This is a genomic window from Variovorax palleresanus, assembly GCF_051144945.1.
Classification (GTDB): domain Bacteria; phylum Pseudomonadota; class Gammaproteobacteria; order Burkholderiales; family Burkholderiaceae_C; genus Variovorax; species Variovorax paradoxus_S.
On record NZ_JBJNVP010000002.1, the window covers coordinates 4457301 to 4480420 of the forward strand.

A 23120-nucleotide genomic window follows, 5' to 3' on the forward strand; every position below is an offset into this window, starting at 1 on the left:
AGCGCCCTTGCGGGCGCCTCCTCGTCAGAGAGAAATACCGGAGACCGGTCAGAGCGTATCAATAAAGCTGCGCAGTTTGTCGGAACGGCTCGGGTGCTTGAGCTTGCGCAGTGCCTTTGCCTCGATCTGGCGGATGCGCTCGCGGGTCACGTCGAACTGCTTGCCGACTTCTTCCAGCGTGTGGTCCGTGCTCATCTCGATGCCGAAGCGCATGCGCAGCACCTTGGCTTCGCGCGGCGTGAGGCTGTCGAGAATGTCCTTGACCACGTCGCGCAGGCCCGCCTGCATTGCGGCTTCGATGGGCGCCGTGTTGCTGCTGTCCTCGATGAAGTCGCCCAGGTGCGAATCGTCGTCGTCGCCGATGGGGGTTTCCATCGAGATCGGCTCTTTCGCGATCTTCATGATCTTGCGGATCTTGTCTTCCGGGATCTCCATCTTGGCGGCCAGGATGCCGGCGTCGGGCTCGAAGCCGAACTCCTGCAGATGCTGGCGCGAGATGCGGTTCATCTTGTTGATCGTCTCGATCATGTGCACCGGGATGCGGATGGTGCGCGCCTGGTCGGCGATCGACCGGGTGATGGCCTGGCGGATCCACCACGTGGCGTAGGTCGAGAACTTGTAGCCGCGGCGGTATTCGAACTTGTCGACCGCCTTCATGAGGCCGATGTTGCCTTCCTGGATCAGGTCCAGGAACTGCAGGCCGCGGTTGGTGTACTTCTTGGCGATGGAGATCACGAGGCGCAGGTTGGCCTCGATCATTTCCTTCTTGGCATCGCGCGAGGACGATTCGCCCTCGTTCATGCGCTTGTTGATTTCCTTCAGCTGCGTGAGCGGCACCACCACGCGCGACTGGATGTCGGTGAGCTTCTGCTGCAGTTCCTGCACCGGCGGAATGTTGCGCGCGAGCACGGCGCTCCAGGGCTTGCCGGCGGCGGCCTGCTTCTCGACCCATTTCAGGTTCAGCAGGTTCGACGCGACGCGGTTGCCGCTCTTGTCGTAGCCAGAGAAGTCGCGAATGAACTCGTCCTGCGGGAAGCCGCACTTGTCCACGATGATGCGGCGCAGCTCGCGTTCCTTCTTGCGCACGTCGTCGACCTGCGTGCGAACCAGGTCGCACAGCTTCTCGATGGTCTTGGCCGTGAAGCGGATGGTCATGAGCTCGTCCGACAGGGCCTGCTGGGCCTTCTGGTAGGCCGGCGTGCCGTAGCCTTCCTTGTCGTAGATCTTGTGGACCTTCTCGAACATCCCGGCGATGCGGTCGAAACGCTCGAGCGCGTCGCGCTTGAGTTCCTCGAGCTTCTTGGTGAGGGCCTTGGAGCCGCCCTTGCCGTCGTCGTCGTCTTCTTCGTCGAACTCGTCGAAGTCTTCCTCGGCCACGTAGTCGTCGGCCTCGTTGGGGTTCGAGAAGCCGTCCACCACGGTGGAGATGACGACCTTGCCTTCACGGATGTCGGCGGCCAGGCGCAGGATTTCGGCGATGGTGGCGGGGGAGGCCGAGATGGCTTCCATCATGGCCATCAGGCCGCCTTCGATGCGCTTGGCGATTTCGATTTCGCCTTCGCGCGTCAGGAGCTCGACCGTACCCATTTCGCGCATGTACATGCGCACCGGGTCGGTCGTGCGGCCGAATTCGCTGTCCACGGTGGACAGAGCCGCTTCAGCTTCTTCCTCGGCTTCTTCGACCGTGGTGGCGGTGGGCGCGGTGTTGTTCAGCAGCAGGGTTTCGGCGTCGGGCGTCTGCTCGTACACCGCCACACCCATGTCGTTGAGCATGGTGACCACGACTTCCATGGTCTCGGCGTCGACCAGCTTGTCGGGCAGGTGGTCGGAGATTTCGCCGTGCGTGAGGTAGCCGCGGGTCTTGCCCAGCGTGATCAGGGTCTTCAGGCGCGAGCGGCGCTTGGCCAGGTCTTCCTCGGAGAGCACGGTCTCGTCGAGGCCGAATTCCTTCATCAAGGCGCGTTCCTTCGCCTTGCTGATCTTCATGCGCAGCGGCTTGACCTTTTCTTCGGTGGTCGAGGCAACTGCCGGTTCGTCGCCGGCCAGGTCGTCCTCGATGTCCGACAGGTCGACGTCGCTTTCAGGCGCTTCGTTGCCGGCCTTGGGCTTGCGGCCGCGCTTGGCGCCAGTGGCGGGCGCAGCGGCGCCGGCGGCCTTGGGCGGGCGGCCTACTTTCTTGGCGGCAGGGGCAGCCGTCTTGGCGGCGGCTTTTTTCGGATCGTCGATGGAGGTCGATTTCGTGGGCACGGTTTTCACTTTCGTTGCGGCTGCCGATTTGGACGCGGCGGCACCCGACTTAGTTGCCGGCATAGCGCCGGCTTTCAACGGTTTTTCTGCGACAGGCTTTGGGGTGGCGCCTTTGGCGAGTGAAGGAGCAGGCTTCTTTGAACTGGGCATACGACCTCGTTACAGCAAGATGGACCAAGCGAAATCACAGGCGCACCGCCACATAGGCAGCGCCACCACAGCCCGTGCACAGGCACGGGCCAAGACTCAAAGCCCGCGCACAGGCACGGACAAAACAATTGGGAAAGAGGAAGAAATTCCTCGTCAGGCAAGATGTCGGGCGAACATTTGGTGTGCAGTCCTTGCGGTAAGTGACCCTTTCCGTCGGATTTTTTCCGTTGGAGTGCGTTGCGCTAGGGGTCGGCCCGGAGGTGCTGCTGTCGCTCTTGCCTAATTTCGCCAGTTGCGAAGCCTTACATTATAGCCTACTGCGCAAATTTCAAGCAGTTTTATGCCCCTGACGGCTTGAGGCGGGCGCGCAATTCGAGTCTTCTCGCCTCCAGCGCCTTGTAGCGTTCCAGGGCCTTGGGGTCCGAGCCCACGGCGGCTATGGCCTCGCTCTGCTGGGCTTTCAGGCGGTCGTCGAGCATGAAGTCGAGCACGCTCGAAAGCTCCTTGGCGGCGTCGGCCAGGTGCTGCTCTTCCTCGCCTTCAGCGGGCGGGGCGTTCTCCGAAACGGCCATGAGCCGCTCCGCGAGCGCTTCGAAGTCGAGCCCGCGCATGCCTTCGCGCAACGCCGCCCAGGGCTGCACGCCATGCTCGTGCAACTGGCTGTCGAGCCAGGTGAAAAGCGCACCGTGCGGGCCGGGCAGGTCGCACAGCATCACGTGCAATTCGTGCGACAGCGCGTCCCACTGCGCCATGTTCGACAGCAGGAGCCGCACCGCCACGTCGGGCCGGCTCGGCGGCTTGCCGCGCCCGCGCAGCGGCTCGATCGGCGCCTCGAACTTGCCGCCCCACCGCTTGCCCTTGGTAAATTTGCCCCGCGGCTTGCTATCGTTTTCGTAGCGAGGCGGTTCGTATTCCGAGGGCGGCGGCATGTCGGAGTAGTCGAATGGGTCGCCCGGCTCATTGCCATGGCGCGGCACTGGCGCCGCCGCCGCCTTGCGCGGGCCGGGCGTGGCGGCCCAGAGCTCCGACAAGGCGGCCGCATCGAGCTGCACCAGCGTGGCGATCTCGCTCAGCAACTGCCGCTTGAGCGCGCCATCGGGCATGGCGCTCCAGAGCGGCCGGGCGTTGCTGCTCATGTGGGCGCGGCCTTCGGCGGCGGTGAGGTCGCAGCCTTCGCGCGCGGCCTCGATCATGAAGCGCGAGAGCGGCGTGGCTTCCTGCACGAAGCGGGCGAAGGCGTCGGCGCCGAATTCGCGGATGAAGCTGTCGGGGTCGTGCTCGGCCGGCAGGAACAAAAACTTGATGCTGCGCACGTCGGTGGCGTAGGGCAGGGCGCCATCGAGCGCCTTGCGCGCGGCGCGGCGGCCGGCCGCATCGCCGTCGAAGCTGAAAACCACCGACTCGGTGAAGCGGAAGAGCTTTTGCACATGCTCGGTGGTGCAGGCCGTGCCCAGGGTGGCCACCGCGTTCGGAAACCCGAGCTGCGCCAGCGCCACCACGTCCATGTAGCCCTCGGTCACCAGCGCGTAGCCGCGCTCGCGGAAGGCGGCGCGCGCCTCGTACAGGCCGTAGAGCTCCCGGCCCTTGCTGAACACCGGCGTTTCGGGCGAGTTCAGGTACTTGGGCTTTTCGTCGCCGAGCACCCGGCCGCCGAAGCCGATGCATTCGCCCTTCACGTTGCGGATGGGGAACATCACGCGGTCGCGGAAGCGGTCGTAGCGCTTGGCGTCTTCGGTGCCGTCCTCGGTGTTGACGATCACCAGCCCGCTTTCGGCGAGCAGGGGGTCGTCGTAATCGGGAAACACGCTGGCCAGGGTGCGCCAGCCCGCGGGCGCATAGCCGATGCCGAACTGCTTGGCCACCTCGCCGGAGACACCCCGGCCCTTCAGGTATTCGATGGCGCCCGGCGCCTGCCGCAAGGCCTTGCGGTAAGCGTCTCCGGCTTTTTCGAGCACGTCGGTCAGCGTGGCCTGCTTCTGGCGCTGGTTCGCGGCGCGTGCGCGTTCGGCGGGGGAGGCGTCGTCTTCGGGCACCTGCAGGCCGTATTGGCCGGCCAGGTCGTGCACAGCCTCGACAAAACCCATGCCGGCGTGCTCCATGAGAAAGCCGATGGCGTTGCCGTGCACCCCGCAGCCGAAGCAGTGATAGAACTGCTTGGTCGGGCTGACCGAGAAAGAGGGCGATTTTTCGCCATGGAACGGGCACAGCCCCATGAAGTTGGCGCCAGCCTTCTTGAGCTGCACGTAGCGCCCGACGATCTCCACCACATCGGCGCGTGCGATGAGTTCCTGGATGAAAGAGGCGGGGATGGTCATGTAGGCGAAGAGCGGCAAATCATACGCAAGCGGCCGAACGCCCGCGCGCGGGCGCCATACTCGGAATGATCCGGAGTCCACGGATGACGACGCCCAAACCATTGCACCACGCCGCACCGCTGTTGCTGCGCCATCCCTTGAATTTTGTCTGGGATGCGCTCAAGGCCTTCCGCGCCAACCAGGGCCTGCTGCTCGCGGGGGCGGTGGCCTACTACGCCTTGCTCTCCATCGTGCCGCTCCTGATCGTGAGCGTCATTGCGATGTCTCACCTGATCGAACAGGCCGAACTGCTGCGCACCATCGGCCGGTACCTCGAATGGCTGCTGCCGGGGCAGTCGAGGGCGATTGTGAAGGAGCTGTCGAACTTTCTCGACCATCGCGACGTGATGGGCCCGGTGCTGGTGGTGACGATGATTTTCTTCAGCTCGCTGGCCTTCAGCGTGCTCGAAAGCGCCATGGCGGTGATCTTTCACCACCGCAAGGCGGACCACAAGCGCCATTTCCTGGTTTCGGCCGTCATGCCGTACCTGTACATCCTCTTCCTGTGCGTGGGCCTGGTGCTGATGACGCTGGTATCGGGCGCGCTGCAGCTGGTCGGGCAGGAAAGCGTCGACCTGTTCGGGCGCGACTGGTCGCTCTCGGGTGTGTCGGGGATGCTGCTCTACCTGCTGGGGCTGGGCGGCGAGATCTTCATGCTGACCTCGCTCTACCTCGTGATGCCGGCCGGCCGCATGTCGCTGCGCCACGCGCTGCTCGGCGGCGTGACGGCCGCGTTGCTGTGGGAGGGCACGCGGCATGTGCTGATCTGGTATTTCTCGACGCTTTCGCAGGTCAACGTGGTCTACGGCTCGCTCACCACGGCCATCGTGGTGCTGCTGAGCCTGGAGATTGCCGCGACGCTCGTGCTGCTGGGCGCTCAGGTCATCGCCCAGTACGAGCGACTGGACCGCACCGGCAGCACGGCGGTCCCGCCGATCACCGGGGCGGAAGTCGAATCGCTCCGTCGAGACGAATCACCTCCCCGTTGAGCATGTCGTTCTCGATGATGTGCTTCGCGAGCCTGGCGTAGTCCTCGGGTGTGCCCAGGCGGGAGGGGAAGGGCACGCTGGCGGCCAGCGCGTCCTGCACTTCCTGCGGCATGCCGAAGAGCATGGGGGTGCCGAAGATGCCGGGCGCGATGGTCATGTTGCGGATGCCGTTGCGTGCCAGGTCGCGCGCGATGGGCAGCGTCATGCCGACCACGCCGCCCTTCGAGGCGCTGTAGGCCGCCTGGCCGATCTGGCCATCGTAGGCTGCGACCGAGGCGGTCGAGATCAGCACGCCGCGCTCGCCCGTGGCTTCGGGCTCGTTGCCGCTCATGGCCTCGGCCGCGAGGCGGATCATGTTGAAGCTGCCGATCAGGTTGACCGTGACGGTCTTGCTGAACACCGCCAGCGCGTGCGCGCCGTTCTTGCCCACGGTCTTCTCGGCCGGCGCGATGCCTGCGCAGTTGACCAGGCCCACCAGCTTGCCGAGCTTCTGTGCCGCGGCAACCACGGCCTGGCCGTCGGCCTCCTGGCTCACGTCGCACTTGACGAACACGCCGCCGATGTCGCTCGCGACGGCTTCGCCCTTGTCAGCCTGCATGTCGGCGATGACCACCTTGCCGCCGTTCGCAGCCAGCATGCGCGCCGTGCCTTCGCCGAGGCCCGAAGCGCCACCGGTCACGATAAAAACCTTGCCGTCGATCTGCATAGAAAGTCTCCTGAAATAAGACCCGCATTATCGAAGGCAGGTGCGCGCAGCCTGGGGGTGAGCAAAAGTGCTCGAAAAAAAAGGCCTCATCCGAAGATGAGGCCCTGAATTGGATCCGTGAGGACCCAAGGAGACAACTGGTGTAGCCGGCGGCTTAGCGCTTGCGCGAAGCGGTTGCGGTCTTGGCGGCGGCAACGGCTTGCGTCGACACGGCGTTGAAGTTGGCTTCGGCGACGTCGGAAGCCTGCTTGACAGCCTTCTGGACCGATTCGAAAGCGTTGTTGGCGGCAGCCACGGCGCTCTTCAGCACGGCAACGGCGGTTTCCGAGCCGGCGGGTGCATTCTTGGAAGCGCTGTCGACCAGGCCGACGAAGGTTTGCTGGGCTTCAGCAGCCTTGGTTTCGAAAGCCTTGGTGAATTCGGCGCCGGTGCCTTGGGCGATGTCATACAGGTGACGGCTGTAGGCGGCGGTCTTTTCGGCCAGGGGCTGGAACAGGCTGGCTTGCAGCGTCAGCAGTTCTTGTGCGTCCTTGACGTTCAGGGCGGCTTGGGCGGTACCGGCGGCTTCGACCAGGGCAGCCTTGGAAGCGGTGACGTTCAGCTCGACGAGCTTCTCCACGCCTTCGAAAGCCTTGGTGGTCAGGCCGAACAGGGTTTCGAGGTTTGCTTTTTGGGCGGCGAGGATTTGGTCAGCGGTCAGGGCCATTTGAGAATCTCCAGAAAGGGATGGGTGGTCGGTTCACGATTGCGCTGCCCCTCGTCGTCTATGTTGCGGTGCAGCATGGCCTCAAGTATAGGCAGCACAGCTTTGCGATCAAGGGGGTTTTGCTGCTTTGCAGCAATTTAGAACACACTTTCTAAATTCGCCCCGGGCTCCAGAATGCAGGCATGCGCGCCTTCTATTCCGGCCAGTTCGTGTTGCCCTTGCCCCCGGGCCACCGCTTTCCCATGTCCCGCTACGCGCTGCTGCGCGACCGCCTGCTGGAGCACCTGCCGTTGGTGGAGATGGACCAGGCGCCCCGCGCCACTGATGGCGAGCTGGCGCTGGCGCACACCCCGCAGTGGATCGCCGCCATCAGCGACGGCAGCGTGACCACACACGCCATGCGGGAGATCGGCTTTCCCTGGAGCGAGGCGATGGTCGAGCGATCGCGCCGTTCCACTGGCGCGACCATTGCCGCCTGCCGCGCCGCGTTTGCCGGCGGGGTGGCGGCCAACATGGCGGGCGGCACCCACCATGCCCATGCCGACAAGGGCGGGGGATTCTGTGTCTTCAACGACGCTGCGGTGGCCGCGCGGCTGATGCAGGCGGAGCATGGCCGCAGCGGGCGGCAACTGCGGGTGGCCGTGGTCGACCTCGATGTGCACCAAGGCAACGGCACGGCCAGCATCTTCCGCAACGACCCCAGCGTTTTCACGCTCTCGTTGCATGGGCAGAAGAACTTTCCTTTCCGCAAGGAGGCGAGCGACCTCGACGTCGAGCTGCCCGACGGCTGCGGCGATGCCGAGTACCTCACCGCGCTCGAACACGCGCTCGACGAACTCGATCGGCGCTTCTCGCCCGGGCTGGTGATCTACCTGGCAGGCGCCGACCCCTTCGAGCGCGACCGGCTCGGCCGGCTCAAGCTGAGCTTCGACGGCCTGGAGGCGCGCGACCGGCGGGTGTTCGACTGGGCCTGGCAGCGCCGCATTCCGCTGGCCTTCGCCATGGCCGGAGGCTACGCCAGCGACATTGCGGAGACGGTGCAGGTGCAAGTCGGCACCTTCAGGGTGGCCTTCGACTACTGGCGCCGCTGGCAAAATGCCGCGCGATGAGCTCCGCCAACAAACCCACGCCGCACACCCGAGCCGGCTACCGCGCGTTTCGCAGCATCCCCACGCGCTGGGCCGACAACGACATGTACGGCCACGTCAACAACGTCGTCTACTACAGCTGGTTCGATACGGCCGTGAACGCGCTGCTGATCGAGCGCGGCGCGCTCGACATCCACCAGGGGCAGACGATCGGCTTCGTGGTCGAGACGCAGTGCAACTATTTCGCCCCGATCGCCTTTCCAGAGACAGTGGAAGCGGGCATCCGGGTGGCCCAGGCCGGGCGCTCGAGCGTGCGCTACGAGATCGCGCTCTTTGCGGAGGGCGCGGAAACCGCGGCCGCACAAGGCCACTTCGTGCACGTGTACGTGGACAGGGCCACGCAGCGGCCGGTGCCATTGCCCGAGGCGCTGCAACGCGTGGTCGACGCGCTGAAAGCCTGATCCCAAAGCAAACGGCGCCCGGGGAGGGCGCCGTTTCTTGAGTCACGCGGCCCGCTCTCGGGCCGCGGCGGCTTACATGGTCTTCTTCTTGGCCTTGATATCGGCCTTGGCCTGGGCTTCGTCGGCCTTGGCCTGCTTCACGCAGGCGGCCTTGGCATCGCCGGCCTGGTCGTCGCACTTTTCCTTGGCAACCTCATAGGTGGCCTTCGCCTTCTCTTCAGCCACCTTGCGCGCATGCGCGTCGCTCGGCTTGTACTGCTGTTCGAGTTCGGCCTTCGCCACGTCTTCCTTGCCCTTGGCTTCCTTCTGGCAGACGTCCTTTGCGTTGTCCTTCATCGCGTCGCACTGGGCCTTGTCGGCCTTGTAGTCGGCTTCGATCTTTTCCTTGGCGACCTTGTACTCGTCCTTGGTCATCGCGCCGGCCTGGGTGGCCATGAAGCAGGTAGAGGCCAGAGCGAGCATGAGCAGATGTTTTTTCATTGGAGTTCTTTCTTAGAGGTTGAGAAGAGTTGAATGAGGAGGATTGGGAGGGCAGGGGCCGCCCTTCGGCCGCCCCGCGTGCTCAGTACTTTTCGTACCAGAGGGTTTCCGGCGTGCGGCCGTCGCGGTTCTCCCAGTCCTTGACCTGTTTTTCGGCCTCGTCGCGGCTGATGCCGTGACGCTCCTGGATGCGGCCGAGCAGCTGGTCGCGCTTGCCCGCGATCACGTCGAAGTCATCGTCGGTCAATTTGCCCCATTGCTCCTTGACCTTGCCCTTGAGCTGTTTCCAGTTGCCTTCGATGGTGTCCTTGTTCATGCGAATCTCCTTGAAAGGTTGATTCGGCGAGCCCATGGCCGCCGTGAAAACACTGTCGCGGGGCCTATTCACCCTGACGGTAGGACGCCCAGTGTTGGCGCCGTAGGCACAAGCCGACGCTGCCCGTGATAATCGGTCGCACGCCGAAAAAGCCCGGGACAAACGCGCGCCGTACCAGCACCATGATCATTCACAGCCTGCTCGACACAGACCTCTACAAGTTCACCATGATGCAGGTCGTACTGCATCACTTCCCGGGAGCCCAGGTCGAGTACCGGTTCAAGTGCCGCAACCCGGGCATCGACCTCGCGCAGTTCGCGGGACAGATCCGCGAAGAGGTGCGAAGCCTCTGTTCGCTCCAGTTCCGGGACGCCGAGCTGACTTACCTGCGTTCGATGCGCTTCATCAAGAGCGACTTCGTCGACTTCCTGGGCCTGTTCCGGCTCAACGAGAAGTACATCAGCATCACGCCCCAGCCCTCGGGCGAACTCGAGATCCGCATCAAGGGCCCGTGGCTGCACACCATCCTGTTCGAGATCCCGGTGCTGGCGATCGTGAACGAGGTCTACTTTCGCAACACGCAGAAAAAGCCCGATATCGAAGAAGGCCGGCGGCGCCTGGAAACCAAGATCGGGCAGCTGCAGGACGCCGGCCTGGCCGATCTCAAGATCGCCGACTACGGCACCCGCCGCCGCTTCTCCAAGGACTGGCACGAAGAGATTCTTCGTACATTGAACGCAAGGCTCGGCGCCGTCACCTCGCCGCCGGTGCAGGCCCCTCCCGGCGCGCGGCTGCCCCAGCTCGCGGGCACCAGCAACGTGCTCTATGCCATGAAGCTCGGCCTCATTCCGCTCGGCACCATGGCGCACGAATATTTGCAGGCCTGCCAGGGGCTCGGCCCGCGGCTGCGCGACAGCCAGATCTTCGGCTTCGAGAGCTGGGCCCGCGAATACCGCGGCGACCTCGGCATTGCGCTGTCCGACGTCTATGGCATGAGCGCCTTCCTGCGCGACTTCGACCTTTACTTCTGCAAGCTGTTCGACGGCGCGCGGCATGACAGCGGCGATCCGTTCCAGTGGGGCGAGCGCATGCTGGCCCACTACATTGCCAACCGGGTCGATCCGCGCACCAAGACGCTGATCTTCAGCGACAGCCTCACGGTGCCGCGCACCGTCGAGCTCTACCAGCAGTTCCGCGGCCGCTGCCAGCTGGCGTTCGGCATCGGCACCAACCTCACCAACGACCTCGGCTACGAGCCGCTGCAGATCGTCATCAAGATGATCACCTGCAACGGCCAGCCGGTGGCCAAGCTGTCGGACACCCCGTCCAAGAACATGTGCGAGGACGAAAAATACCTGGCGTATCTGCGCCAGGTGTTCGAGATCGAGCAGCCGCCCGCCTGATGCCCGTCTGGTACGGTACGGGCCCAATGAAAAAAGCAGTTCGCCTGGCGGCAGCCGCGGTGCTGCCAATGCTGTTTCCCGCGCTGGCCATGGCCGCCGACCTCGACGGCAGCCAGCTGTCGGCGCTCTGGGGCGTTCCGTTCGCAGGCATCCTGCTGTCGATCGCGCTCATGCCGCTGCTCGCCCCTTCGGTCTGGCATCACCACTACGGCAAGATTTCGGCTGCCTGGGCGTTGGCGTTCCTGCTTCCCTTTGCCGCGATCCATGGGGCGCCCCTGGCCGGATCCCGGCTGGTGCATGCGCTGGTCGAGGAATACATCCCCTTCATCATCCTGCTCACCGCGCTGTTCACGGTGGCCGGGGGCATCCACATTCGCGGCAACCTGCATGGCGCGCCCGGCCTCAACACGGCCATCCTGGCCATCGGAGCGGTGCTTGCCAGCCTCATGGGAACCACGGGCGCCTCGATGCTGCTGATCCGGCCGCTGATCCGCGCCAACGACAACCGCTTGAGCAAGGCGCACGTGGTGGTGTTCTTCATCTTCATCGTGTCGAATGCGGGCGGCTCGCTCACGCCGCTGGGCGATCCGCCGCTGTTCCTCGGCTTTCTGAAGGGCGTCGACTTTTTCTGGACGGCGCAAAACATCCTGCCTGAAACGCTGTTTCTCGTCGGCCTGCTGCTCGCGCTGTTCTACGTGATCGACCGCCACTACTACCGCAAGGAGGGCGTGCTGCCGGTCGACCCGACGCCGGACACCCGCCGCATCGGCTTCGACGGCGCCGCCAATTTCTGGCTGCTGGGCGGCGTGGTCTTCCTGGTGCTTCTCTCCGGCATCTGGAAAACGCCCGTGGGCTTCGACGTGTTCGGCACGCACGTCGGCCTGCCGGGGCTGGTGCGCGACGTCGGCCTCATCGCCATCACGCTGCTCTCGTTCAAGACCACTTCGGCCAAGGTGCATGCCGACAACCAGTTCGAGTGGGGTCCGATGGCCGAGGTGGCCAAGCTGTTCGCGGGCATCTTCCTGACCATCATCCCGGTGATCGCCATGCTCAAGGCCGGCGCGAACGGGCCGTTTGCGGCGGTGATTGCGGCGGTGACAAAGCCCGACGGCCAGCCTGATCCGGCCATGTATTTCTGGGCTTCAGGCATCCTGAGCTCGTTTCTCGACAACGCGCCCACCTACCTGGTGTTCTTCAACACCGCGGGCGGCGATGCGGCCACGCTCATGACCACCTACGCCACCACGCTGGCCGCCATTTCTGCCGGCTCGGTATTCATGGGCGCCAACAGCTACATCGGCAACGCGCCCAACCTCATGGTCAAGGCCATCGCCGAGAGCCGAGGCGTGCGCATGCCGAGCTTCTTCGGCTACATGGGCTGGTCCGTGGCCGTCCTGATTCCGCTGTTCGTTCTTTCCACCTTCATCTTCTTCCGTTGAGTGCAAACATCATGAGCAAGCCAAAGATCCTGATCGCGCGTGCGATCTTTCCCGAAACCATCGAGCGCCTCTCGCAGCACTTCGAGGTCGAGTCGAACCAGTCCGACGAGAGCTGGAGCAAGGAGCAATTGATCGCCAGGCTCAAGGGCAAGCAGGGCGCCTTCACCACCGGCAGCGAGCGCATCGACGCCGCGGTGCTCGACGCCTGCCCCGACCTGAAGATCTGCGCCAACATGGCGGTGGGCTACAACAACTTCGACGTCGATGCGATGGCTGCGCACGGCGTGCTCGGCACCAACGCGCCCGACGTGCTCACCGAAACCACGGCCGACTTCGGCTTTGCATTGTTGATGGCCACGGCCCGGCGCATCACCGAAAGCGAACATTTCCTGCGCGCGGGCAAGTGGCAAAAATGGAGCTTCGACATGTTCGCGGGCTCCGACATCCACGGCTCGACGCTCGGCATCATCGGCATGGGCCGTATCGGGCAGGGCATTGCCAAGCGCGGCGCGTACGGCTTCGGCATGAAGGTGGTCTATCACAACCGCTCGCGCCTCGACGCCGCGCTCGAGGCCGAAAGCAAGGCCAGCTACGTCGGCAAGGAAGAGCTCCTCAAGACCGCCGACCACGTGGTGCTGGTGGTGCCGTATTCGCCGGCCTCGCATCACACCATCGGCGCGGCCGAGATCGCGCTGATGAAGCCGACCGCCACGCTCGTGAACATCGCGCGCGGCGGCATCGTCGACGACGCGGCGCTGGCCGTGGCCCTGCGCGAAAAGCGCATTGCGGCGGCGGGACTCGACGTGTTCGAGGGCGAGCCCAAGGTCCACCCCGACCTGCTGACCGTGCCGAACGTGGTGCTCACGCCGCACATCGCCAGCGCCACCGTGCCCACGCGCCGCGCCATGGCCGAGCTCGCAGCCGACAACCTCATTGCCTGGTTCGGCGGCAAGGGAGCGCTGACGCCCGTCACGCCCGTTCCGCCAGCCGGCAAGTAACGAACCGGCGAGCAGCGACGCGGCGATCCGACCTTGGAACTTCCCGACTTGATTCTTCTTTTGCTGGCTGCGCTCGCCGTCGTCCAGCTTGCCCTGCTGATCTGGCTGCTCGCGCGCCGGCAACCCCGGCCCGACCATGGCGAGGTGCTGTCGGTGCTGGCCGCCATGGGCGCCGCCAACGAACGCACCGAGCGCGAACTGCGCCATGAAATTGGCGAAAGCTCGCGTGGCGCGCGGCAGGAAACCGGGCAGGCCTTCGCCACTTTCCAGCAGGCGCTGGTGCAGCAGGGCGCGGAGGCCACGCGCACGCAGAATGCCCAGCTCGACGCTTTCTCGCTGCAGCTCGCCTCCCTGCAGAAGACCCTCGCCGACACGCTCAACACCCAGCTGCAGGGCCTGAGCGAGTCGAACGCGCGCCGCCTGGCCGAAGTGCGCACGACCATGGAAACGCAGCTCGCGCAGCTGCAGCAGAGCAACACCGCCAAGCTCGACGAGATGCGCAAGACCGTCGACGAGAAGCTGCAGAGCACGCTCGAAGCCCGCTTGGGCGAGAGCTTCAAGCAGGTGGCCGACCGGCTCGAGCAGGTGCACAAGGGCCTGGGCGAAATGCAGACCCTGGCGGTGGGGGTCGGCAGCCTGCAGCGCGTGCTGACCAACGTGAAGACGCGCGGCGTGTTCGGCGAAGTGCAGCTCGAGGCGCTGCTCGAGCAGGTGCTCACGCCCGACCAGTACGCCAAGCAGGTCGAGACCAAGCCGCGCAGCGGCCAGCGCGTCGACTTTGCCATCCGCTTCCCGGGACGGGGCGGTGACGGTGCCCCGGTGTGGCTGCCCATCGATGCCAAGTTTCCGCGCGACGACTATGAACGCCTGATCGATGCGCACGAGCGCGCCGACGCCGTCGGGGCCGAGCTTGCGGCCAAGGCGCTCGAAGCGCGCGTGCGCAGCGAGGCCAGGTCGATTGCCGAGAACTACCTGGCCGCGCCGCACACCACGGATTTCGCCATCCTGTTCCTGCCCGTTGAAAGCCTCTACGCCGAAGTGCTGCGGCGGCCAGGCCTGATGGACGCCATCCAGCGCCAGCACCGCGTCACGCTGGCCGGACCGACCACCTTGCTTGCCATGCTCAACAGCCTGCACATGGGCTTTCGCACGCTCGCGCTGGAGCATCAGGCGTCCGAGGTCTGGAAGGTGCTGGGCGCGGTCAAGACCGAGTTCGAGCGCTATGGCGAATGGGTTTCGCGCATCAAGGAGCAGGTGGCCAAGGCCTCCGACACGCTCGACAAGGCCGACACGCGCGCCAAGCAGATGCGCCTGGCGCTGCGCAAGGTCGAGGCGCTGCCCGAGGCGCAGTCGCAGGCGCTGTTGCCTTCCACGGCCGACACCGCGGACAGCGAGGGCGACGACACCCCGTGAAAGGCTCCGAACTGCTGCGCGTCATCGGCGCCCAGGTCTGCTTGCACGCCACCATGGCCGGCATGCGGCTCGCAACACCGCTGCTGGCACTGCAACAGGGATACAGCGCGGCGGCCGTGGGCGTGTTGATTGCGCTCTTTGCGCTCACGCAGGTGTTCCTGGCCCTGCCGGCAGGTCGCTTTACCGACCGCTACGGCTTCAAGCGGCCGCTGTGGCTTTCGGTCATCGCGGCTTCGGCCGGTGCGGGTCTCGCGCTCGTCTTCCCGACATTCCCAGTCATGTGCATTGCGGCGCTGCTCACCGGTGGTGCCACCGGCGCGACCGTGATCGCGCTGCAGCGCCACGTGGGCCGCTCCGCCACCAACGCCGTGCAGCTCAAGCGCGTGTTCAGCTGGCTGGCCATTGCGCCCGCCGTCGCCAACTTTGTCGGGCCGTTCCTCGCCGGCCTCTTGATCGACCATGCCGGGCGCGCGCCGGCCGACATGCTGGCCTTCCGGGTCTGCTTTGCGGTGATGGCGGTCTTGCCCTTCATCTGCTGGCTGCTTGCGCGCGGCGCGCACGAGCCGCCGCCCACCCTGCCTGTCGCAGGCGCTGCGCCTACCCGGGCCTGGGACCTGCTGCGCGAGCCGATGTTCCGCCGCCTGCTGTTCGTGAACTGGCTGCAGTCGTCGAGCTGGGACGTGCATGCCTTCGTGCTGCCGGTGCTGGGGCACGACCGTGGCATCAGCGCCTCGGTCATCGGCTCCATTCTTGGCGCTTTCGCCATCGCCGCAGCGGCCATCCGGGTGGTGCTGCCCCTGATCGCGTCGCGCGCCTCGGAGCGCAGCGTGATCCTGATCTCCACCATCGTCACGGCCGCGGTGTTTGCGGTCTACCCGCTGCTGGACTCGGCCTGGACCATGGGCCTGTGCTCCGTGGTGCTGGGATTCGCGCTCGGGGCGGTTCAGCCGATGGTGATGAGCATGCTGCACCAGATCACGCCGCATGCACGCCACGGCGAGGCACTGGGCCTGCGGCTCATGACCATCAATGCCTCCAGCGTGGCGATGCCGATGCTGTTCGGATCGATCGGTGCGCTGATCGGCATCGCGGGCGTTTTCTGGGTGGTGGGCGGTGTCATCGCGCTGGGCGCGCGGGCCACCTGGGGTTTGAAGGCGCCCTTATAGCTTGTAGAAGCGCTTGATCGCGTCCCAGGCGTCGTCCGCCGCATCGACGTATTCGAAGAGCTTCACGTCGGCCGGCGAGATCACGCCTTCTTCGACCAGGAAGTCGAAGTCGATCAGCTTCTTCCAGTAGGCCGAGCCGAACAGCACGATCGGCACCGGCTTGGACTTCCTGGTCTGCACCAGCGTGATCACCTCGAACAGCTCGTCGAGCGTGCCAAAGCCGCCCGGAAACGCCACCAGCGCCTTCGCACGCATCATGAAATGCATCTTGCGGATGGCGAAGTAGTGGAACTTGAAGCTCAGCGCCGGCGTGACGTAGGGGTTGGCTTCTTCCTCCATGGGCAGCGCGATGGCCAGGCCGACCGAGATTCCGCCGCCTTCGTGCGCGCCGCGGTTGGCCGCCTGCATGATGCCGGGGCCGCCGCCGGTGCAGACGAAAAGCTTGTCCTCGGGTTCCTTGTCGCTGCTGTACTGCGCAACCAGCTTGCCGAAGGCGCGCGCTTTCTCGTAGTAATGCGAGCTGCGCGCCAGGCGCCGCCAGCGCTCGGCCGCCACGGCGTCTCCGGCGGCATCAGCCTGTGCGACCAGCGCGGCTGCATCTTCCTCGCTGCGAAAGCGCGCGCTGCCGAAGACCACCACAGTGTTCTCGATGCCGTGGGCGCGCTGCTCCAGGTCGGGCTTCATGAGCTCCAGCTGCATGCGGATGCCGCGGGTTTCCCGGCGCAGCAGGAATTCCGGGTCGGCAAAGGCGAGGCGCGAAGGATCGAGGTCGAGCGGGAGGCCTTTTTCGGAGTGCGCCTTGAGGGTGGCCCAGGCGTCGGCCAGGCGTTTGTCGTGAAGGTTGTGCGTGTTGTTCATGGGGAATCAGACAGAAAGACTCGCTGCATTGTGCAGCGTTGCGGCCGACATGCCCGGCGGCTCAAAAAGCGCCGTGCCGGCCGGCGCCGCGAACGAAGCGCTCGGCGCCCGCCGCGCCTTCGGCGGCAACCATGGGGACGCCGAGCCGGCCTTCCTGCCGCAGCGCATCGGCCAGCGGCAGGTTCCATTGGGCGTAGACGGAATGGCGGTCCGCCAGCATGCACTGCTGGGGGAACGACGCGATCTCGCGCGCGAGCGCTTCGGCCGCATGGCGGGATTGGCCGCGGGGCACCACGCGGTTGACCAGGCCCATCGCGCTCGCCTCCCGGGCGTCCACCGGTCGGCCGGTCAGGATGAGGTCGAGCGCGCGGCCCATGCCGACGATGCGCGGCAGCCGCACCGTGCCGCCGTCGATCAGCGGCACGCCCCAGCGCCGGCAGAACACGCCCAGCACGGCGTCTTCCTCGGCCACGCGCAGGTCGGCCAGCAGCGCGAGTTCCAGCCCGCCGGCCACGGCGTGGCCGCTGATGGCGGCGATCAGCGGCTTCGCAAGCGCCATGCGGGTCGGCCCCATCGGCCCCGAGCCGCCGCCTTCCGCATCGAGTTCGTTGCGCCGCTCCGGGTCGCTGACGGCGCCCAGGTCCGCGCCCGCGCAGAAAGTGCCGTGCTCGCCCCACAGCACCGCGACGCGCTGGCTTTCGTCGGCCTCGAAGCGCTCGAAGGCATCGCGCAGCGCATCGGCCATGGGGCGATCGACCGCGTTGCGCTGCCTGGGGCGGTTCATGACGATGGTGCTGACCGGCCCATCGATCTCGGTGCGGACGCTGGCGGTTTTGTTCATGGACGGAAGGGTAAGCCCATCAACGAAAAAAGGCTCCTTGCGGAGCCTTTTTGCCATGCGCCGGCCAGTCGGCCGGAAGCGCTCAGACGCGCTTGCGGTATTCGCCCGTGCGGGTGTCGATTTCGATCTTGTCGCCTTGTGCAACGAAGAGCGGCACGCCGATTTCGAAACCGGTGGCGATCTTGGCGGGCTTCATGACCTTGCCCGACGTGTCGCCCTTGACGGCCGGCTCGGTCCAGGTGATTTCGCGTTCGACGCTGGTGGGCAGTTCGACCGAGATGGCCTTGCCGTCGTAGAACACCACTTCGACAGCCATGCCGTCTTCGAGGTAGTTGAGGGCGTCGCCCATGTTCTCGGCTTCGACTTCGTACTGGTTGTACTCGGTGTCCATGCAGACGTACATCGGGTCTGCGAAGTAGGAGTAGGTGCACTCCTTCTTGTCGAGCACGATCTGGTCGATCTTGTCGTCGGCCTTGAAGACCACTTCGGTGTTGAAGTTGGCGATCAGGCTCTTGAGCTTCATGCGCACGGTGGCGGAATTGCGGCCGCCACGGCTGTATTCGGTCTTCAGGACGACCATCGGGTCCTTGCCGTGCATGATGACGTTGCCGGCGCGGATTTCTTGAGCGATTTTCATATCAGGTTCTCTGGATGTTGGCCGCTCGGTGCACGGGGCCATCGGCGACGTTTGCAATGTTGCGGTGCAACGGCTTGCCGGCGTTATTGGCCCCGCGGTACATGTCCCGCGGCAGGTTTGGCGGACAGCATCTCGGATCTGTGTAAATCCGGGCCGAAATCCGCAAAGCCCACTATTTTAGCTTTTTCCGGCGACCAGATGCCGCAGTTGCGTGACCAAGTCCTCTTGGAGGCACAGCTTTTCGCGGGCAGCCCGCACGGTTTCACGCCACGGGCCCCCGGTTTCGAGAGCGGGCAGGGGGGCGTCGCCAAAGCCGTTCCAGGCGTGGTGGAACTGCCGGAGGGACGGCGGGGCGCCGAGCCAGTCCAGCCAGGCGCCGAGCTTGACGTGGTGCGCATCGTCGTCCTGCGGGTAGATCTGCCAGACCAGCGGGGCGCCGGCCCAGAGGGCGCGCACCAGCGAATCTTCTCCGCGCACGAAATTGAGGTCGCAGGTCCACAGAAGATGGTCGAAGTCCGGCTGCGTCAGGTAGGGAAGGTACGAAATCGACAGCGCACCGAACCCTTGCGGCGAGCGGCCTGCAGGCTGCTTCGGACTGGCAAAAAAGGCCCCCACCGCGTGCGCCGCGCGGCCGGACGTGACCAGGAGCCGTGTAGGTTCGGCGCCGGCTGCCAACTGTTCGAGCAATTGGGCTAGCTCGGGGGGCTCGTAACAGAAGAGGGAAACGAGGCGCTCGCCGTCCTGCCACGGAATTTCGTGCGCCGCCAGCCATTGCGCGCGGTCGAAATGCGCTTGCCGTTCCAAGAGGCCGGGCTCCCGCAGCAGCCCCCCCGTGGCGGGCGTGAAGCCCGGATAGAAAAAGCGTTTCGCCAGCCCCGCACCCGGTCCCTTGAAGATCGGCGAAGGCAGGCCGTGCAGCCGCTCGACATAGGGTTCCGCCGACAGGTATTCGAGGTTGATCCAGGCCCGGGCGGGCGCGCCGGCGGTCGGCGGCTCGGCAAATCGCGCAATCAGTTCGGGCGCCGGATCGCAGCCGAAGGCTTCGATCAGCACGTCGGGCGGCGGGGCCACCACGGCTTTGCGAATGGCTGCAGGGTCGAGCCAGTCGATCACGCTCACGCCGTCGCAGCCCGCGGGCGCCATCCAGTGCAGCGCCGTGGCGTCGTCGATCCACAGGCGCACGCGCTCGCCGAGGGCCGCCAGCTGGCTGGCCAGCCGCCAGCACACGCCCAGGTCGCCATGGTTGTCGATGACCCTGCAGAAAATGTCCCATTGCATGGGGCAAGTGTGCCCGCCTTCGGCGGGTCGGGGCAGTGCGGCTGCTTGGTATGCTGGCCGGCACCACAACATCCCGGAGCGAGAAACCATGCGTATGAAGAGCCGTCGCCATTCGCCGTTGTCCCTTGGTTCCCTTGTTGGCTTTGGGCGGGCCAGAACCGTGCTCGCGCTGTCCCTGGCCCTGTGTGGCCTGGCCGCATCGGCGCAGACGACGCCGTCGCTGACCCCCCAGCAGCAGCGCTTCCACGGCATCTACAAGGAGTTGATCGAGATCAACACCAGCCATTCGGTGGGGGACAACACGCTGGCGGCGCGCGCCATGGAAAAGCGCCTGGTCGAATCGGGCTTTGCGCCCGGCGACATCCAGGTCTTCGAGCCGTTCCCGAAGAAGGGCAACCTGGTGCTGCGCTTCAAGGGCAACGGCAGCAAGAAACCGCTCTTGTTGCTGGCCCACATCGACGTGGTCGAGGCCAGGCGCGAAGACTGGAAGTCCGATCCGTTCAAGCTGCAGGAAACCGGCGGCTACTTCACGGCTCGCGGCGCCATCGACGACAAGGCCATGGCCTCGGCCCTGGTCTCGGTGCTGGGGCAGCTCAAGCAGGAAGGCTTCAAGCCGAGCCGCGACATCATCCTGGCCCTGACGGCCGACGAGGAGCGCGGCGACGCGCTCAGCAACGGCGCCTTCTGGCTCATCAACAACAAGCCCGAATTGCTGCAGGCGGAGTTCGGCATCAACGAAGGCGGCGGCGGCGAACTGCGCGGCGGCAAGCCCAACCTGCACCGCATGCAGGTGGCCGAGAAGATGTACACCACCTACATGCTCGAGGCGCGCGACGCGGGCGGCCACAGCTCGGTGCCGACCAAGAGCAACCCGATCTATGCGCTGTCCGCGGGGCTGGAGCGGCTGGGCAACTACGCGTTCCCGGTCAAGCTGGCGGACGTCACCAAGACCTATTTCGCGCGCAGCGCACCGTTTGCCACGGGCCAGCTGGCCGACGACATGCGCGCCATCGGCGCCGGCAACCCCGACGCCGCGGTGATCGAGCGGCTGTCGGCCAACCCCGCCTACAACGCGCAGCTGCGCACCACCTGCGTGACGACGATGGTGCAGGCCGGCCATGCAGAGAATGCGCTGCCGCAATCGGCCAAGGCCACGGTCAACTGCCGCATCCTGCCGCACGACGACCCGGAAGAAGTCGAGCGCCTGCTGACCCAGGCCGTCGGCAACGACAAGATCGTGGTGCGCAACCTCGGCAAGCCCATGCGCAGCCCCGCCTCGCCGCTGAACGGCGACCTGGTGAAGACCGTGGAGTCGGTGACCCAGGCCATGTGGCCGGGCGTGCCGGTGGTGCCCGCGATGAGCACCGGCGCCACCGACAGCCGCTTCTTGCGCAACGCCGGCATCCCGATGTATGGCGTGACGGGCATGTTTCTCGATCCGGCGGACGCGCGCGCCCACGGGCTGGACGAGCGCATCGAGATCCAGCGGCTCTACGACGGCCGCGAGTTCCTGTACCGCCTGGTGAGCGAACTCGCGAAATAACTTCGAGTCCTAGTGGAATGGGGGACGGTGGCCGTGCCGGCCGCCGCCTCGCCCGCGCGCCACAATAGCCGCCATGTCAGACGTGCATTCCGATCAATTGCTCAGCGAAGTCGCGGCCCTGCCGCAGCTGCCGGGCGTCTACCGCTATTTCGACGCGGCCGGCGCGGTGCTCTATGTGGGCAAGGCGCGCAACCTCAAGAAGCGGGTTGCCAACTATTTTCAGAAGAGCCACGGCGGCACGCGCATCGGCCACATGATCTCGAAGATCGTGCGCATGGAGACCACGGTGGTGCGCTCCGAGGCCGAGGCGCTGCTGCTCGAGAACAATCTCATCAAGACGCTCAAGCCGCGCTACAACATCCTGTTCCGCGACGACAAGAGCTACCCGTACCTGAAGATCGCCTCGCACGAGTTTCCGCGGCTGGCCTACTACCGCGGCGCGGTCGACAAGAAGCACCGCTACTTCGGGCCTTACCCCAGCGCCTGGGCGGTGAAGGAATCGATCCAGCTGCTGCAGAAGGTGTTCAAGCTGCGCACCTGTGAAGACACGGTGTATGCCAACCGCACGCGGCCCTGCCTGCTGTACCAGATCAAACGCTGCACCGGGCCCTGCGTGGGCTACATCACACCCGAGGCCTACGCGCAGGACGTGGCCAGCGCCGAAGCCTTCTTGATGGGGGACACCCAGCTGGTGCTGTCGAAGCTGGAGTCGCGCATGACCGGGCACGCCGAGAAGCTCGAATTCGAACAGGCGGCCGAGCTGCGCAACCAGATGTCGGCGATCTCGCGCGTGCTGCACCAGCAGTCGATCGAAATCGCTTCGGACAAGGACGTGGACATCCTCGCCGTCAAGGTGCAGGGCGGCAAGGCCTGCGTCAACCTGGCGATGGTGCGCGGCGGCCGGCACCTGGGCGACCGGGCCTATTTTCCCGTGCACGTGGAAGACGCCGCGCAGATCCACCATGGCGAACTCGATGCAGAAGAAGGCGTGGTGCCGGCGCCGGCCGATTCGATCGAGGTGCAGGTGCTCGAAGCCTTCATTGCCCAGCACTACATCGACGTGCCGGTGCCTGCCACGCTGGTGCTGAGCCATCTCGTGAATCGCGAGCTGATCGAGGCGATTTCGCAGCAGGCCGGCGCGCGCGTGACGGCCGTGTTCCAGCCGCGCGAACAGCGCCGACACTGGCTCGAGATGGCCGAGACCAACGCCGGCCTGCAATTGGCGCGGCTTCTGGCCGAAGAGGGTTCGCAGCAGGCGCGCACCCGCGCGCTGGCCGATTCGCTGGAGCTCGCGCCCGACGACCTCGACAACTTCCGCATCGAATGCTTCGACATCTCGCACACCGCGGGCGAGGCCACCCAGGCTTCCTGCGTGGTGTTCGAGCGCCACACGATGCAGAACCGCGAATACCGCCGCTACAACATCGAGGGCATCACGCCCGGCGACGACTACGCCGCGATGCGCCAGGTGCTGCACCGCCGCTACGGCAAGCTGGCCGAGGCCATGGCCGCCGAGACCGATGCGCCGCCCATGGGCGATGCCGGCGGCGCGGGCAGCGACGCGCCCCCCAAGACGAGGGCTGCGCGCATGCCTGACCTGGTGCTGGTGGACGGCGGCAAGGGCCAGGTGTCGATGGCGCGCGAGGTGTTCAGCGAACTGGGCCTGGCGCTGTCGCTCATCGTGGGTGTCGAGAAGGGCGAGGGCCGCAAGGTCGGGCTCGAGGAACTGGTGTTCGCGGACGGCCGCGAGAAGGTCTACCTGGGCAAGGATTCCGCGGCGCTGATGCTGGTGGCGCAGATTCGCGACGAGGCGCACCGCTTCGCCATCACCGGCATGCGCGCCAAGCGCGCGAAGGTGCGCGTGGGCGGCAGCCAGCTCGAAGACATTCCGGGCATCGGGCCGAAACGCCGCGCGCGCCTGCTGCAGCGTTTTGGCGGAATCCGCGGCGTGGCGGCGGCCAGCGTCGAGGACATCGCATCGGTCGAAGGCATTGCCACCGACCTGGCCGAGGAAATTTATCGCGCACTGCATTGAGGCCGATTGCCC

The 23120-nt window shown here is 65.8% G+C and carries 20 protein-coding genes; 10 read left to right on the top strand and 10 right to left on the bottom strand.

The annotated features are described in order from the left end of the window. Nucleotides 1-48 precede the first annotated feature (48 nt). Both rpoD and dnaG read right to left on the bottom strand, forming a co-directional pair. Complete coding sequence (rpoD, locus tag ACJ7Z0_RS24750; RefSeq protein ID WP_434791952.1) at nucleotides 49-2397, bottom strand: RNA polymerase sigma factor RpoD; 2349 nt, start codon at nucleotides 2395-2397, stop codon at nucleotides 49-51. Nucleotides 2398-2735: 338 nt separating this feature from the next. Then, the gene (dnaG, locus tag ACJ7Z0_RS24755; RefSeq protein WP_434791953.1) at nucleotides 2736-4712 is read right to left on the bottom strand and encodes a DNA primase; all 1977 of its coding nucleotides are present in this window, start codon (nucleotides 4710-4712) and stop codon (nucleotides 2736-2738) included. An 83-nt stretch (nucleotides 4713-4795) separates the two neighbouring features. Here dnaG and ACJ7Z0_RS24760 point away from each other — a divergent pair, with 83 nt between their 5' ends. Further along, nucleotides 4796-5740 (top strand): YihY/virulence factor BrkB family protein, encoded by a 945-nt coding sequence (locus ACJ7Z0_RS24760; RefSeq protein WP_431122949.1) that lies wholly within the window; start codon nucleotides 4796-4798, stop codon nucleotides 5738-5740. Here the strand turns inward: ACJ7Z0_RS24760 and ACJ7Z0_RS24765 are convergent. Both ACJ7Z0_RS24765 and ACJ7Z0_RS24770 read right to left on the bottom strand, forming a co-directional pair. Beyond that, nucleotides 5688-6446 (bottom strand): 3-hydroxyacyl-CoA dehydrogenase, encoded by a 759-nt coding sequence (locus ACJ7Z0_RS24765; RefSeq protein WP_434791954.1) that lies wholly within the window; start codon nucleotides 6444-6446, stop codon nucleotides 5688-5690. The two genes, ACJ7Z0_RS24760 and ACJ7Z0_RS24765, sit on opposite strands and share 53 nt — an antisense overlap. Nucleotides 6447-6600: 154 nt before the next feature. After that, on the bottom strand, nucleotides 6601-7152 hold the full coding sequence (locus ACJ7Z0_RS24770; RefSeq protein WP_093012774.1) for a phasin family protein: 552 nt from the start codon (nucleotides 7150-7152) through the stop codon (nucleotides 6601-6603). A gap of 182 nt (nucleotides 7153-7334) precedes the next feature. Between ACJ7Z0_RS24770 and ACJ7Z0_RS24775 the strand changes: the two genes are divergently transcribed. Together ACJ7Z0_RS24775 and ACJ7Z0_RS24780 are read left to right on the top strand one after the other, a co-directional pair. Then, nucleotides 7335-8261 (top strand): histone deacetylase family protein, encoded by a 927-nt coding sequence (locus ACJ7Z0_RS24775; RefSeq protein WP_434791955.1) that lies wholly within the window; start codon nucleotides 7335-7337, stop codon nucleotides 8259-8261. Next, on the top strand, nucleotides 8258-8701 hold the full coding sequence (locus tag ACJ7Z0_RS24780; protein WP_434791956.1) for an acyl-CoA thioesterase: 444 nt from the start codon (nucleotides 8258-8260) through the stop codon (nucleotides 8699-8701). Before ACJ7Z0_RS24775 ends, ACJ7Z0_RS24780 begins: the two co-directional genes overlap by 4 nt. Nucleotides 8702-8773: 72 nt before the next feature. Here the strand turns inward: ACJ7Z0_RS24780 and ACJ7Z0_RS24785 are convergent, their stop codons facing one another. Both ACJ7Z0_RS24785 and ACJ7Z0_RS24790 read right to left on the bottom strand, forming a co-directional pair. After that, a complete protein-coding gene (locus ACJ7Z0_RS24785; protein WP_431122940.1) occupies nucleotides 8774-9181 on the bottom strand; it encodes a hypothetical protein in 408 nt (135 codons plus the stop codon). An 82-nt stretch (nucleotides 9182-9263) separates the two neighbouring features. Further along, on the bottom strand, nucleotides 9264-9497 hold the full coding sequence (locus ACJ7Z0_RS24790) for a CsbD family protein (RefSeq protein ID WP_431122938.1): 234 nt from the start codon (nucleotides 9495-9497) through the stop codon (nucleotides 9264-9266). Nucleotides 9498-9679: 182 nt separating this feature from the next. On the opposite strand from ACJ7Z0_RS24790, the gene pncB reads away from it, so the two are divergent. The 5 genes from pncB to ACJ7Z0_RS24815 are packed head-to-tail and all read left to right on the top strand — an operon-like array spanning nucleotide 9680 to nucleotide 15916. Further along, nucleotides 9680-10900 (top strand): nicotinate phosphoribosyltransferase, encoded by a 1221-nt coding sequence (pncB, locus tag ACJ7Z0_RS24795; RefSeq protein ID WP_434791957.1) that lies wholly within the window; start codon nucleotides 9680-9682, stop codon nucleotides 10898-10900. A gap of 26 nt (nucleotides 10901-10926) precedes the next feature. Beyond that, complete coding sequence (locus ACJ7Z0_RS24800; protein ID WP_434791958.1) at nucleotides 10927-12339, top strand: sodium:proton antiporter; 1413 nt, start codon at nucleotides 10927-10929, stop codon at nucleotides 12337-12339. An 11-nt stretch (nucleotides 12340-12350) separates the two neighbouring features. Then, nucleotides 12351-13337 carry a 2-hydroxyacid dehydrogenase gene (locus tag ACJ7Z0_RS24805; RefSeq protein ID WP_434791959.1) on the top strand — a complete coding sequence of 329 codons (987 nt, stop codon included), beginning with the start codon at nucleotides 12351-12353 and terminating at the stop codon, nucleotides 13335-13337. Nucleotides 13338-13370: 33 nt separating this feature from the next. Further along, nucleotides 13371-14750, top strand: a complete 1380-nt coding sequence (locus ACJ7Z0_RS24810; RefSeq protein ID WP_434791960.1) for a DNA recombination protein RmuC — start codon at nucleotides 13371-13373, stop codon at nucleotides 14748-14750. After that, on the top strand, nucleotides 14747-15916 hold the full coding sequence (locus ACJ7Z0_RS24815; protein ID WP_434791961.1) for an MFS transporter: 1170 nt from the start codon (nucleotides 14747-14749) through the stop codon (nucleotides 15914-15916). Before ACJ7Z0_RS24810 ends, ACJ7Z0_RS24815 begins: the two co-directional genes overlap by 4 nt. On the opposite strand, the gene ACJ7Z0_RS24820 is transcribed toward ACJ7Z0_RS24815, so the two are convergent. The 4 genes from ACJ7Z0_RS24820 to earP form a co-directional block, all read right to left on the bottom strand. After that, the gene (locus ACJ7Z0_RS24820) at nucleotides 15911-16774 is read right to left on the bottom strand and encodes an LOG family protein (protein ID WP_434791962.1); all 864 of its coding nucleotides are present in this window, start codon (nucleotides 16772-16774) and stop codon (nucleotides 15911-15913) included. The two genes, ACJ7Z0_RS24815 and ACJ7Z0_RS24820, sit on opposite strands and share 6 nt — an antisense overlap. A 61-nt stretch (nucleotides 16775-16835) precedes the next feature. Further along, nucleotides 16836-17615, bottom strand: a complete 780-nt coding sequence (locus tag ACJ7Z0_RS24825) for a crotonase/enoyl-CoA hydratase family protein (protein WP_434791963.1) — start codon at nucleotides 17613-17615, stop codon at nucleotides 16836-16838. Nucleotides 17616-17697: 82 nt separating this feature from the next. Continuing rightward, nucleotides 17698-18252 carry an elongation factor P gene (gene efp / locus ACJ7Z0_RS24830; RefSeq protein WP_093011949.1) on the bottom strand — a complete coding sequence of 185 codons (555 nt, stop codon included), beginning with the start codon at nucleotides 18250-18252 and terminating at the stop codon, nucleotides 17698-17700. A 177-nt stretch (nucleotides 18253-18429) separates the two neighbouring features. Next, complete coding sequence (gene earP / locus ACJ7Z0_RS24835) at nucleotides 18430-19530, bottom strand: elongation factor P maturation arginine rhamnosyltransferase EarP (RefSeq protein ID WP_434791964.1); 1101 nt, start codon at nucleotides 19528-19530, stop codon at nucleotides 18430-18432. Between the two features lie 88 nt (nucleotides 19531-19618). On the opposite strand from earP, the gene ACJ7Z0_RS24840 reads away from it, so the two are divergent. Further along, nucleotides 19619-21073 carry a M20/M25/M40 family metallo-hydrolase gene (locus ACJ7Z0_RS24840; protein WP_434791965.1) on the top strand — a complete coding sequence of 485 codons (1455 nt, stop codon included), beginning with the start codon at nucleotides 19619-19621 and terminating at the stop codon, nucleotides 21071-21073. Nucleotides 21074-21146: 73 nt separating this feature from the next. Beyond that, nucleotides 21147-23108: an excinuclease ABC subunit UvrC gene (gene uvrC / locus ACJ7Z0_RS24845; RefSeq protein ID WP_434791966.1), complete on the top strand. Its 1962-nt coding sequence runs from the start codon at nucleotides 21147-21149 to the stop codon at nucleotides 23106-23108. The last annotated feature ends 12 nt before the right edge of the window (nucleotides 23109-23120 follow it).